Here is a 14317-nt window from a genome sequence, read left to right on the forward strand (position 1 = left end):
TTATTTTTTACATACTTTAACCATTGAAGGTCTAATTACTTTTCCATGCATAGTATAACCTTTTTGAAGCTCCATTACGATGTAATCATTTTCTACATCTTCTATGTTTTCTACCATTACAGCTTGGTGTTTGTATGGATCAAATTTTTCTCCAACAGCTTTTATTTCTTCTACTCCCTCTGATTTTAATGTGTTTTTTATTTGATTAAGAGTCATATCAACCCCTTTTACTAATGAATCAAAATCTTTTGATTCAAGAGAAGCAGAAATAGCTCTTTCTAAATTATCTACCCCTTCTAAAAATTTTGCTATAATTTTTTCTGCAGCATACTTTTTTAATTCTTCAAATTCATTTTCTTTTCTTCTAGCAAAATTTTGAAATTCTGCATTTTTTCTAGCATATGCATTTTTCAATTCTTCTATTTCTTTATTTGCATTTTCTAATTGTTTTTCTAAGTCATTTGTTTCTTCTTTTGGTTCTTCTATTGTTTCCTCTTCTGTTTTAGCTTGATTTTCTTTTTCTAATTCTTCTTGTTTTAATTCTTCCATTTCTTCTTTAAATATCTCCTTATTTTTTATTTCATCCTTTTTTTTCATATCTAACCTTCTCCTTTTAAGTCTTGGATTACTCTATTTACTTCTTCAGATATATATTCTACTAAACTAACTGTTTTAGAATATTCCATTCGTTTTGGTCCTATTACTCCTATTACTCCTTTAGAACCCCTTAAATTATAAGTTGAAAAAACAAAACTAAACTCTGATAAAGGTTCTATATTAAGGTCTTCTCCTAGCAAAATATATACTTTACCTTCTTCATAATTTCCTTTTTTTACAATTTCTTCAAAAGTATTTCTTAAATGTTGCTTTTTATTAAAAACATCTACCATATTTAGTACATCATTATTGTTGTTTAATGTTTTTAGTATATTAGACTCTCCTTTAATAAAGAATCCATCATTTTCATCTTCTTTTTCTTCAAAGTTTTCAAATATTTTATTATCTAGCATTTTTTTTAATTTTTCATAAAATTGACTTAATGTTATTTCTGAATTTTTCAATTCTTTTTTTAATTCTTGTTTTATATATTCTGTTTCTTCATCAGTTATCATTGAATCTAAATGTATTTTTTTTGTTTTAACACTACAATCATCTAATATAACTATTGTCATTATAGTATAATCTGTTATCTGCATTATCTCTATTTTTTTTACGAGTTCTTTTTCTATTTTAGGTTCTATTACTATCGCTGCATATGAACTCATTTTAGAAAGTAATTTTGAAGTTTTTTCAAAAATTGTATCTAGTTCTAACATTCTTTTCTCATAAGCAAGTTCTATTTTTTCTTTTTCTAATTTTGATAATTTTCTTATTTTTAATAGTTCCTGCAAATAAAATTTATATCCTAAATCAGTAGGAACTCTTCCAGAAGATGTATGAGTTTTTTTTATATACCCAAGTTCTTCAAGATCTGCCATTACATTTCTTATTGTAGCTGACGAAAAACCAAAATCATATTTTTTTACTAATGTACGCGACCCTATAGTATCTCCAAATGTAAGATAATATTCTATTATTGCCCCTAAAACTAATCGCTCTCTTTCATTTAAACTCATATCTCTCACCTCTTGTTAGCACTCGTTATGATAGAGTGCTAATCTTTGATAATAATATACATCTTTTTTATTTATTTGTCAATACTTTTTCAAAAAAAATTAGCACTCTTTTTTTCGAGTGCTAATTTATATCAAAATAATCTATCATATCTTTGATTTTATTAGATTTTTTATTTAACTCATCTGAGATATTTTGAATATTTTGAGTTATATTAAAATTATTTTTTGATATTTCTGATAACTCTTCTGTTTTTTCTTTTAACATTTCATTTGAAGTTGAGATTGACTTTATTCCTACTTCGATTTTATTAAAACTTTCTACTTGTTCATTTATTTTTTTTGTAATATTGTTTATTTTGGTACTTATATCTTCTATCTCATATTTTACATTTATAAATGTATTTTTAGTTTTATCTACAATATTAATATTATTTTCTGTTCTTTCTTTTTCAATTTCCATATCTTTTTCTATAATTTTCATATTTTTTTGTATATCAATTAAAAGTTCTTCTACTTCTTTTACAAAATCTCCTGTTTCTAATGATAATTTTTTTACTTCTTCTGCTACTACTCCAAATCCTTTTCCAGCATCTCCTGCTCTTGCTGCTTCTATTGCTGCATTAAGAGCTAATAAATTTGTTTTATTTGAAATATCAGTTATTTTACTCATAACTTCTATTATTTTATTTATTTCTTCAGATAAATTATTTATGGAATATGATGATTCATCTATTTTTTCTTTTACTTCTTGTGTTGAAATAGCTATGTTTTCCATATTAATATAACTATCACTTGCTAATTTTTCTATATCTATACTTTGATTTTTTATTGTTTTTATATTTTCTATAACAAAATCATTTATTTTGGCGTTTTTTTCTACTGTTATATTTAATTCTTCCGTGGCATCAGATACCTCAAAAAAACTTTCTGTTATATTTTCTATCGTTTCATTTATTAATTCTGTCTCTTTATTTAATTCTGTTGAATTATTCTTCAAATAAATTGATTTTTTTTCTAAATCAACTGTATCTATTTTTAACATCTCTATTATTTCATTTAATTTATCAATCATTTTATTTATTTCATTTCCCAAGTCCTCCATTTCATCTTTAGAAGTTATATTTACTTTTTCTAAAAGATTACCATTTGCAATTTTTTTTATTATATTAAATATTATTTCCAATTTTTTTATAATTATTCTATTTATAATTATTATTAATAGTATCGAAACAACTAAAGTAACTAATATGTAAAATATTAAAGTACTTAGTATTTCTTTTTTTAATTTATCATTAACATCTTTTATATTTATTTTATATTTTTTATAACCAATAATTTCATTTTTATAATTTTTTAAAGAATAATAAGCATAAAAATTATCATTTTCTTTTTTAAAATATTTATTTTCTTTTTGAATTTCATCAAAAATATCTTCTTTTTCTTTTACTTCAGATTCAAAGTTTGATATTGCAATTTTATTTTTATTGTTTTTTCTATAAATAATAGATACTTGATACTCTCCTTTTAAAATATCTTTATTTAATTTTTGAATAAATTTATTTACTCCACCAATATCAAATGTTGTTTGAACAATAACTATTCCTAAAAAATTTGCCATATAAATAACAGGAGTCGTTGTGTAAATTGTAAGACCTCTATCTCCTATTATAAGCCCACTATTACTCTTTTTATTTTTTATACTATTATTTATAATCTCATTATTTATTTGTGTTTTTCTTGGGGGGATATAGGAAAATAATAAATTTTTATTTTTATCAATAATAATAAAATTTCTAAGTCCTATATTATTTTTATAATGATAATAGCTACTTTGCGTAATTGCTTTTATTTCTTGTTTATCTCTATTATTCAAAGCTTTTCCAAAAGCTAAATTCTTATTAATACTTTCTAAAAATAATGAAGTATTTTCTATTTTTGAATTAATATAATTATCTAATGAAATATTTTTTAAATTAGCCAAAGTTATTAGAGTTAATCTATTAGATTTTTCTAATCTTTTAATATCATTAATACAGAGGTAAGTAAACATTATTACCATACTTAATAAAATTAAAGTTACTGTTTTAAATTTGACACTTATTTTCCTAATCTTAAATTTTTTTATTTTTTTCTTTGTTTTTTCTAGATTTTTATTCAAAATATATTCTCCTTTCAAAAATACGATTTCTGAAATATTATACAGCATCTGTACTAATTTTGATAATAAATTATATAAATACATTGTATATATTTTTTAAATAATCTCTCTAATTTAATATATTTGACGTTTTTAATAAGTTGCATCGAAAATAATAATATATAATTCAATATTGCTGTTTACAACATTCTTTATCTATGCTATAATACGACAATAATAAAAATTAGAGATAGAGGCTGCAAAATTTATTAGTAGTTATATGGAGACTAGCAATCTATGAAATATAACAAAAGGAAATTTTGCCGAAATGCAAGATATGCTAAAATCTTGACATTGGGGTTATAGAGAATATCTATAGCACTGTCACAATTATTTGTGATGAGCTATCCGGGTAAAATATTAATTTTTATATTAATGCCGGATATATTTTATATCCGGTTTTTTATTTTATTTATTAGGAGGCTTATATGATGTTTAAAAAAAGAGTTAACTTAATTACTCTAATGTTTTTAGTGATTTCTGTATTTTCATTTGCTGGTGGCAATGAAAATGCTACAAAATTTGGATTATTAACGCTACTTCCACCAATTGTTGCTATTGTATTAGCATTTATGACAAAAAATGTTGTTTTATCATTATTTATTGGTATTTACTCTGGTACATTTTTATTAAATATTCAAGGTAAAGGATTCTTCTTTTCTTTTATTCATGGGTTTCTAGATATAATCAAAAATGTATTAAGTTCATTATCTGATTCTTGGAATGCTGGAATAGTATTACAAGTATTAACTATTGGTGGACTTGTAGCTCTTGTTTCTAAAATGGGAGGAGCTAAAGCCATCGCTGAATCCTTAGCTAGAAAAGCTAAATCCCCAGTATCTGCACAAATTATTACTTGGTTACTTGGAATATTTATTTTCTTTGATGACTATGCTAACGCTTTAATTGTTGGCCCAATCATGCGACCTATTACTGATAAAATGAAAATTTCTAGAGAAAAATTAGCCTTTGTTATAGATGCAACTGCTGCTCCTATAGCTGGAATAGCTATTATCTCTACATGGATTGGATATGAAATTTCATTGATAAAAGATGGATTTTCACTTATTGGAATTGAAAATATAAATGCTTATGCTTATTTTGTTCAAACTATCCCTTATAGATTTTATAATATCTTAATGCTTGCATTTATACCTATGTCCGCTATTATGATGAGAGAATTCGGACCTATGTTAAAAGCTGAAAATAGAGCTAGAACAACTGGAAAGGTATTAGCACATAATGCAAAACCTATGATATCTGCTGAATCTACGGCACTTGAACCTGATGAAAGCGTAAAGTTAAATATATGGAATGCTATCATACCTATTGGTACTCTTATTATTTCTGCATTTATTGGATTTTATTTTAATGGGTTATCTACTCTTGAAGGAGATCTATTAAGTCAAGTTCAATCAAATCCACTTTCGATGTTTGCAATAAGAGAAACTTTTGGAGCTTCTGATGCATCTATAGTTTTATTCGAAGCTGCTTTATTTGCATCTATTGTAGCTATAATAATGGGTATTTCACAAAAAATATTTAATATAAATGATGCTATTGATACATGGGTTCATGGAATGAAATCACTTGTAATAACTGGGGTAATCTTATTACTTGCGTGGTCATTAAGTTCTGTTATAAAAGAACTTGGAACAAGTGTTTATCTAGTAAATTTAGCATCTAATAGTATTCCTAAATTTTTACTTCCAGCTATTATATTTATACTTGGTTCTGGTATAGCTTTTGCTACTGGTACTTCTTATGGAACAATGGGTATCCTTATGCCTCTTGCTATACCTTTAGCAAATGCTATTGGACAGAATGCTGGTTTAACTGGAGAAGCTGTTATTAGCTATATAATAGTTACTATTGGAGCTGTTCTTACTGGTGCTGTTTTTGGCGATCATTGTTCACCAATTTCAGACACTACTATACTTTCATCTATGGGTTCAGCTTGTGATCATATTGACCATACTAAAACTCAATTAATATACGCATTATCTGTAGGCGCTTTAGCTGTTGTATTTGGTTACATTCCTGCTGGAATGGGATTACCAATATATCTTGTACTTCCTATAGCTATACTATCAGTATATTTATTATTACTAATCTTTGGAAAAAAAATAGATATAGAAAACATATAAAAAATAGCTCTAGTAGAAAATGCACCCCATTTAATAAGCAGAAAAAACTGTCTAATACTAAATGGTGGTGCATTTTTTATACATTAAAAAAAACTTCAGACAATGCTCCGATTAAAAACTTCTACAGCTTACTAAAGTAAGAAACTCTTTATAATTGTAATATCACATTTTTAAAAAAGTATATAGATTTACTTGTAAAGTGATTGAATTTTTATAATAATAAAATTAGATTAATAACATTAAAAAAACACAGCTTTTTTATGCTGTGTTCACTTTTTTGTGCGCATTAATAATAATACCTCTTTTTTTATTTAAAACTCTAAAAATTCTTTTTCATATTCTATTACTTCATCAATTATTTCTTTAACACGCTTTGTCTTTAAAGGTTTTAAAATATAATGTCTTGCACCTTTATCTATTGCTTGAAGTACTAAATTTTTCTCACTTATAGCACTTACCATAATTACTTTAGCATTTTCATCATATTCTATTATTTTTTCAAGTGCTTCTAATCCATCAACTTCTGGCATTGTAATATCTAAAGTTACAAAATCCGGTTTTAACTTCCTATATTTCTCTGCTGCTTCTTTCCCGTTTACTGCTTCACCTACTACTTTGTGCCCAATTTCTTCTAAAATAACCTTAAGTCTATCCCTCATTCCATCAAAGTCATCAACTATTAAAAAAGTATACATCAATTCCCCACCACCTTTAATTAATTTTATCTTTTTTATATTTTCGATAAATATTCCTTTTTTCCTACAAAAAAAATGGAAAAAAATAAAATTTATAGAAAATTTTAAGTATTTATTATATAATATATTATATAACAAAATAAAGGAGAGTGCTAGAAAAAATGGAAAAAAAAATTATTTTAAATGGGATTTTTTATATTATTCTTACATCAATTTTTATTTATTTATGGATAAAAGAAAAACAAATTGCTGCTACTATCAAATCATATAGAGATTCTTTTTCAAATTTTTTAATAAATTCTTTTAATATAAGAAACTCAAAATACCAAACAAGTCTAAGAAAAACTGTTGATTTTATTGAAACTATTACCAGTGCTATTATTTTAGTACTTATTATTCAAAGATTTTATTTAGGAAATTTTTTAGTGCCTACTGGTTCTATGATTCCTACTATTATACCAAAAGATAGACTTTTTGGAAATATGGTAATTTATAAATTTACTAAACCAAAAAGAGAAGATATTATTGTCTTTAAGGAACCTATTGATAATAAAGTACTCTATACTAAAAGACTTATGGGACTTCCTGGTGAAACTGTTCAAATTAAAGATGATTATCTATTTATAAATAATAAAAAAATTTCAACAAGAAATTATTCTAATTTAGCTGATTTACAACCTAATGTTGAATGGATAATACCTAAAAAAGGTGATACTTTAGAAATTTATGCTGATTTTAATATAAAAAATGTATTAATTGAAAAAAATATAGATATAGAAAAATTTCAACAAGTTATTTACGACCATCCTGGTAGAATAACTACATTTTTTAAAGGTATTCATTTTAAAATAAATGGTAAAGAGACCGGTCCAGTACCTGATTATATTCATGATAAAAATACTATTTCAAAATTAATAAATGGTAAAACTCTAAAATTCACAATAAACGAAGATTATTATCTAGCACTTGGCGACAATACAAATAATAGTATGGATTCAAGGGTTTGGGGATTTTTGGCAGAACATAGAATTAAAGGAAAACCATTCCTAAGATTTTGGCCATTAAATAGAATAGGATTATTAAAATAATATGAATATAAAAATTAATAAACTTAAATCTAATGATATCACTCAACTTTTAGATATTGAAACAGTTTCATTTATTACACCATGGGATAAAAAACTCTATAATTCTATGTTAAAAAATAATAGATACCATTTATATGGCGCATTTTTAGATATTAATTTAATCGGGTATATTGTGCTTTACGATAGTATAGATATAATAGAAGTAATTAAAATAGCTACATCAAAAAATTATAGAAAAACTGGTGTTGCTTCACATTTATTACAGTTTTCTATTGATAAATATAATTTAGATTTTATGCTAGAAGTTAGAACTAGCAATATAAATGCTATAAATTTATATAAAAAATTTAATTTTAAAGATATTTCTATAAGAAAAAATTATTATAAAGATACAAACGAAGACGCTGTTATCATGAAAAGAGAGGCAAAATGAAAGAAAAACTTATAGATACTTATAATTTTGAAAATAAAGAATTTTTAATTAGTTTTCTAAATAATAATCTACATTTAAGTTATTCTTATTTAAAAGAAATTTTAGAATTTTTTTATGAACTAACTACTATAAAACAAATTAATTTAATTGACTTTTTAGAAAACATTTCATTTAGTTCAAAAAATAAAAAAGAAAATACAAAATATTTTATTGAATATATTAGAGAATATAGAAATCCAACTATATATAATTCTTTAAAAACATTAAAAAAAACTTTAAATAATATTGAAAAAAGACAGATAAAAACTATTTATCCTCAATATCTAGAGGGCGATTATCTAAAACTTGAAATAACTTTTACTAATGAAAAAGATATTGAAAAAACAATAAAAATTTTATCTGAAAATATTAATAATTTAAAATCTGCTTTAAATATAATAAAAAAGGGTGGTTAATTCTATGAAAAAATGGAGCTATTTATACTTATTACTCCTCCTATTATTTATAATGAGTTTAGGAATTGTTATTGATTTATCTGCTTATAGATATGATCTTACTGTTATCTTTTTATTACTTTATTTTTTAATATCTATAAATATATCTATAATTTCATATAAAATAGCTACCTTACTCAAACGCTTTTACTTTTTTTATTTTGTTTTTTCATTTGCAGTTACATCATTAATTTCTTTTTTATTTTTAAAAAAAATAATTGCTTATAATATACTAGATATATATTTCTTTTATACATTAAATTTCATTGAAATAGTTATTTATTTTTTTGGTATATATTTACTCAAAAATAATAAAAAATTTGATAAAAATCTAATTTTAAAATCGTTTTTATTAGTCTCAAACTCATATTTTTTATATTCCGGAATAAAATATAATTATATTAACTTTGTAATATTTGGTATATATATTCAATTGTATTTTGTCTATAAATTAACAAATATTTTTGATGAAATGACTTTTTTCAAACCATCAATTATATTTAAAATTTTTTCAACCTTTTTATTAATAATTTATGGATTTTATCCAATCATTCCTATATATTTAATTTCAAAATTTTTATATTTACTGTCATTATTAATAATTTGGAATAATTTTTTAAATATTTTTAATAAAAATAATATTAAAATTTTTAAAAATAAAGAACTCTTAATCAGAAAGCTTTTTAATATAAATAATAATCCTGTATTTCTTATAAAAGATAATAAAATAAAAAAAGCAAACAAATCTGCACTTCAATTATTTAAAATAAATAACCGAAGTGATTTAACTAAATATGAATTATCAGAACTAATTACTATAATTGACGATAGTAGTGCTATTGTTCATTTAAATGATAATACCACTAAAAAAGTAGATATCTTTCAAATTGATATAAATGAAAGTGAATTTTTATTGAAATTAGAAGAACAAGAAACAGAAAAACTAATTAAACACGAAATAAGTCATATCGTTGGTGATATATTTTATATATATGAAGAAGGTTATGGATATAGATTTGTTTCTGAAAATGTTTACAACCTTTTAGGATATACTCCTAAAAATTTTTATGAAGATGAGTTTTTTTCCAATAAAGTCTCTATAGATAAAAAGTTTTTAAATTTACTAGAAGATAAACCAAATAAAGCTACTTTTATATCTGCATATAAAACTAAAAATGGTGATATAATTTATTTAAAAGAAAACATCAAGAAAATAACATTAAATAATAATACTTTTTATTATGGAACTGGTTGTGATATTACTGAATTACAAATTGAAATAGAAAATCTACGTAAAGAAATAGGACATTTGAATAGTTTAAACTCAAAAAAAGATATGTCTATGTCTATAGTATCTCATGAAATACGTACACCTATTACTGCAATAATTGGGTTCTTAGAAAATATTATTATCAACAATAAAAATATTGATAAACATATAACTAATATGATTAATAAAGTTTATAGCAACTCAATGCGTTTAAAAGAGTTAGTTAATAACTTACTTGATTTAAACAAATTAAATGCTGGAAAGTTAGAAGTAACCAAAGAAAAAAATAATCTAAAAGAATTAATAAATGAAATTATATTAAATAACGAAACACTGCTTGAAATAAAACGTATTAATTGTGAAAATAACGTTATTGATGATATATATGTATATGCTGATTCATCTATGCTTTATCAAATTATTAATAATATTATTAGTAATTCTATTAAATACAATCATGAAAATGGTAATATTATTATAGATGTTAATGAAATAGGTAATGATATCATTATAAAAATAAAAGACAGTGGTATTGGTATACCTATAGATAATAAGGAAATGGTATTTAAAGAATATGAAAGAGTCAAAGGGACTAAACAAAAAGGTACAGGTCTTGGTCTTCCTTTAGTAAAAAAATTAGTAGAATTAAATGATGGAAAAATATGGTTTGAATCAGAACTTGATAAAGGTACAGTTTTTTATATTCTTTTTAAAAAATATGATAATATATAGTTTTTAACACTTTTATATAAATTAATTTAAATTAGGAGGGACTATGAACAACAATATTTATTCTAATCCATTAGCTGAAAGGTATAGCTCTGAAGAAATGTTATACAATTTCTCACCAAACAAAAAATTTTCATCTTGGCGAAAACTTTGGATAGCACTTGCTGAATGTGAAAAAGAACTTGGATTAGATATAAGTGATGAACAAATTGAAGAAATGAAAAAATATGTAGATGATATCAATTATGAAGTAGCTCGGGCTAGAGAAAAAGAGGTTAGACATGATGTTATGGCTCATGTTTTTGCTTTTGGGGAACAAGCAAAAAGTGCAAAACCTATAATTCATCTAGGTGCTACAAGTGCATTTGTTGGTGATAATACTGATCTTATTCAAATAAGAGATGGGCTTGAAATTATTAAAAAGAAACTTATTAATGTAATTAATTCTTTAAAAACATTTGCACTTGAATATAAAGATATGCCTACACTAGGATTTACTCATTTTCAACCAGCTCAACTTACAACAGTAGGAAAAAGAGCAACTTCATGGCTTCAAAGTTTATTATTAGATTTCGAAGAATTAGAATTTAGACAAAAAACTTTAAGATTTAGAGGTGTAAAAGGTACTACTGGTACTCAAGCTAGTTATGCAGAGCTTTTCAATCATGATTTTAATAAAGTTAAAAAGCTTGATGAAATGGTATCAGAAAAACTTGGTTTCGATAAAAGATTTTTAGTAACTGGTCAGACTTATGATAGAAAAATTGATAGTGAAATACTAGCTCTTCTTTCTAATATTGCACAATCAGCACATAAATTTACGAATGACCTTAGATTATTACAAAATTTAAAAGAAATAGAAGAACCATTTGAAAAAAATCAAATAGGTTCATCAGCAATGGCATATAAAAGAAACCCAATGAGAAGTGAAAGAATCTCTGCTTTATCTAAATTTGTAATATCTCTTACAACAAGTCCTGCTATGGTGGCAGCTACTCAATGGTTTGAGAGAACTCTTGATGATTCTGCTAATAAAAGACTTGCTATACCTCAAGCATTTTTAGCAATAGATGCTATATTAATAATATGGCAAAATGTATTAAATGGACTTGTAGTATATCCTAAAATCATCGAAAAAAGAATACAAGAAGAACTTCCATTTATGGCAACAGAATATATTATAATGGAAGGTGTAAAAAATGGTGGAGATAGACAAGAGTTACATGAAAGAATAAGAGTTCATTCTATGGAAGCCGGAAAACAAGTTAAAATTTATGGTGCTAAAAATGATTTAATAGAAAGAATTTTAGAAGATGAATATTTTAATATCGATAAAGAAAGACTTGTGGAAATTCTTGACCCTAAAAATTTTATTGGATTTTCTAGTGAGCAAGTAATTGATTTTATTGAAACTGAAATAAATCCAATTATTGAAAAATATAAAGATTATTTAGGAATAGACGCTGAATTAAAAGTATAATTTCAAAGCCACAATTTTCTGTGGCTTTTTAAACTTTAATCAATACGCGTACTTTTCATTTTCTTTTTTATCATTAAAAAAATTCGAGAAATGAAAGGGACAACATTATGTTAGATAAAGAAAAAAAAAATACTGCACATATGATAACTTTAGTATTATTAGCATTATATTTGACATTAATAGAATCAATTATACCAAAGCCATTTCCTTGGATGAAAATAGGACTTGCTAATCTTGCAACACTTATTGCATTTGATAAATTTGGTATAAAAATGGGTATAGAAGTATTCTATTTAAGAGTATTTACAGCTAGTTTTATACTTGGAACTTTTTTATCACCTGGGTTTATTATTAGTATTACTTCTGGTACATTTAGTTTAATTTCTATGGTAATATTATTTAAATATAAAAAATATTTTTCAATTATTGCTATTAGTTCAATTGCTGGTATTATTCATAATATAGGACAACTTATAAGCAGTTATTTTATATATTTTAGAGATATTGAGATTTTATATAAATATGTTTTATATTTTATTATTATTTTTTTATTTATGGGATTTATTTCTGGGATTATTACTGGATTTATAGCATATAAAGTATTATACAAAAAAAACAGGAGGTTTTTACATTGAAAAGAAAATATTTTGGAACTGATGGTATTAGAGGTGAAGCAAATAAGGAACTTACAGTTGACATAGCTTTAAGACTCGGGTATGCTCTCGGGTATCATTTAAAAAATAAAAATCCAAATAAAAAGAAAATAAAATTAGTAATGGGAACTGATACAAGAGTTTCAGGTTATATGTTACGTTCTGCATTATTTGCAGGTCTTACAGCTATGGGCATAAATACCGAATTTATAGGAGTTTTACCTACTCCAGGTGTAGCTTATCTTATAAAGAAAAAAGAAGCTGATGGTGGTATTATGATTTCTGCTTCTCATAACCCTGCAAAAGATAATGGAATAAAAATATTTGGTCCAACTGGTTTTAAATTACCAGATGAAGAAGAATTAGAAATAGAAGCATTAATGGATAATATTGAAGAAGTAACTAAACATATAGTTGCTGGTGATAAAGTAGGAAAATTTAAATATTCTGAAGATGATTTCTATTTATATAGAGATTTTTTAGTTAGTACTGTAAAGGATGATTTCTCAGGTCTTAAAATAATTTTAGATGTTGCTAATGGTGCTGCCTATAGAATAGCTCAATCTGTATTTTCTAGATTAAATGCTGAATTAGTAGTAATAAATAATATCCCAAATGGAACTAATATAAATGTAAAATGCGGTTCTACTGATCCGTCAATTTTGCAAAAAGTGGTACTTGGATACCAAGCTGACATAGGATTAGCTTATGATGGAGATGCTGATAGACTTATTGCTGTAGATGAAAAAGGACAAGTTATTGATGGTGATAAAATAATAGCTATTTTAGCTAAAGAGATGAAGCGAAAAGGGGAATTAAATAATAATAAAGTAGTCACTACTGTGATGAGTAATATGGGATTTGAAAAATATCTTGAAGAAAATGGTATTTCTTTAATTAGAGCAAATGTAGGTGATAGATATGTGCTCGAAAAAATGAAAGCTCAAGGACTAAACTTAGGTGGTGAACAATCCGGACATATTATTATGCTTGATTATAACACTACTGGTGATGGTGTTCTTACATCTTTACAACTTGTACAAGCTATAAAAAATTCTGGTAAAAATTTATCTGAATTAGTAGATAGTATAACTGATTGGCCTCAAGAACTAATAAATGTAACTGTTGAAAAAAGTAAAAAATTAAGTTGGGATAAAAATTCTATAATTACAGAATTTATAAAAGAAAAAGAACGATTACTTAATAGTAATGGGAGAATTCTTGTAAGAGCTTCTGGTACTGAACCAAAAATTAGAGTTATGGTAGAAGGAAAAGATGCTGAATTAGTTAAAACAATAGCTAATGAAATTGTTGCTTTATTAAAAAAAGAACTTTCATAATAAAAACTCAGTGAACATCACTGAGTTTTTATATTTTACATATATTTTTATCCCTGTCTATATTTTTTGCTTTATATAGTTTTTTATGCTAATATCATTAATTCATCAACTTTTAATTTTTCTGATAAATTAATTCTTATACTAGTTATAATAGATAATACTTTATTATTTAATT

The 14317-nt window shown here is 24.3% G+C and carries 12 protein-coding genes and 1 riboswitch; of the genes, 8 read left to right on the top strand and 4 right to left on the bottom strand.

From position 1 onward, the window contains the following. From grpE to EV215_RS05225, 3 genes are all read right to left on the bottom strand, one after another. Nucleotides 1–597, bottom strand: a complete 597-nt coding sequence (gene grpE / locus EV215_RS05215) for a nucleotide exchange factor GrpE (RefSeq protein ID WP_134112948.1) — start codon at nt 595–597, stop codon at nt 1–3. 2 nt (nt 598–599) lie between these two features. After that, entirely contained in the window at nt 600–1616 is a 1017-nt protein-coding gene (hrcA, locus tag EV215_RS05220) for a heat-inducible transcriptional repressor HrcA (protein WP_134112949.1), read from the bottom strand. Between the two features lie 121 nt (nt 1617–1737). Further along, entirely contained in the window at nt 1738–3774 is a 2037-nt protein-coding gene (locus tag EV215_RS05225; RefSeq protein WP_166667356.1) for a methyl-accepting chemotaxis protein, read from the bottom strand. A 222-nt stretch (nt 3775–3996) separates the two neighbouring features. After that, nucleotides 3997–4168: riboswitch (Lysine riboswitch) on the top strand. Nucleotides 4169–4241: 73 nt separating this feature from the next. On the opposite strand from EV215_RS05225, the gene EV215_RS05230 reads away from it, so the two are divergent. After that, nucleotides 4242–5960 carry a Na+/H+ antiporter NhaC family protein gene (locus EV215_RS05230; protein ID WP_243832397.1) on the top strand — a complete coding sequence of 573 codons (1719 nt, stop codon included), beginning with the start codon at nt 4242–4244 and terminating at the stop codon, nt 5958–5960. 311 nt (nt 5961–6271) lie between these two features. Here EV215_RS05230 and EV215_RS05235 read toward each other — a convergent pair whose 3' ends face one another. Further along, nucleotides 6272–6655: a response regulator gene (locus tag EV215_RS05235; RefSeq protein ID WP_134112951.1), complete on the bottom strand. Its 384-nt coding sequence runs from the start codon at nt 6653–6655 to the stop codon at nt 6272–6274. Nucleotides 6656–6816: 161 nt separating this feature from the next. Between EV215_RS05235 and lepB the strand changes: the two genes are divergently transcribed. From lepB to glmM, 7 genes are all read left to right on the top strand, one after another. Beyond that, nucleotides 6817–7743, top strand: a complete 927-nt coding sequence (lepB, locus tag EV215_RS05240; RefSeq protein WP_134112952.1) for a signal peptidase I — start codon at nt 6817–6819, stop codon at nt 7741–7743. Between the two features lies 1 nt (nt 7744). Further along, complete coding sequence (rimI, locus tag EV215_RS05245; protein WP_134112953.1) at nt 7745–8176, top strand: ribosomal protein S18-alanine N-acetyltransferase; 432 nt, start codon at nt 7745–7747, stop codon at nt 8174–8176. Beyond that, a complete protein-coding gene (locus tag EV215_RS05250; RefSeq protein ID WP_134112954.1) occupies nt 8173–8631 on the top strand; it encodes a hypothetical protein in 459 nt (152 codons plus the stop codon). The genes rimI and EV215_RS05250 overlap by 4 nt, the downstream gene beginning before the upstream one ends. A gap of 52 nt (nt 8632–8683) precedes the next feature. After that, nucleotides 8684–10672, top strand: coding sequence for an ATP-binding protein (locus EV215_RS05255; RefSeq protein WP_166667357.1), 1989 nt, complete (start codon nt 8684–8686; stop codon nt 10670–10672). A 43-nt stretch (nt 10673–10715) separates the two neighbouring features. After that, nucleotides 10716–12149 (top strand): adenylosuccinate lyase, encoded by a 1434-nt coding sequence (gene purB / locus EV215_RS05260; RefSeq protein ID WP_134112956.1) that lies wholly within the window; start codon nt 10716–10718, stop codon nt 12147–12149. 107 nt (nt 12150–12256) lie between these two features. After that, nucleotides 12257–12784, top strand: coding sequence for a Gx transporter family protein (locus EV215_RS05265; RefSeq protein WP_134112957.1), 528 nt, complete (start codon nt 12257–12259; stop codon nt 12782–12784). Further along, nucleotides 12781–14142, top strand: a complete 1362-nt coding sequence (gene glmM, locus EV215_RS05270) for a phosphoglucosamine mutase (RefSeq protein ID WP_134112958.1) — start codon at nt 12781–12783, stop codon at nt 14140–14142. The genes EV215_RS05265 and glmM overlap by 4 nt, the downstream gene beginning before the upstream one ends. The last annotated feature ends 175 nt before the right edge of the window (nt 14143–14317 follow it).

Origin of the sequence: Hypnocyclicus thermotrophus (assembly GCF_004365575.1) — a bacterium.
Lineage (GTDB): Bacteria > Fusobacteriota > Fusobacteriia > Fusobacteriales > Fusobacteriaceae > Hypnocyclicus > Hypnocyclicus thermotrophus.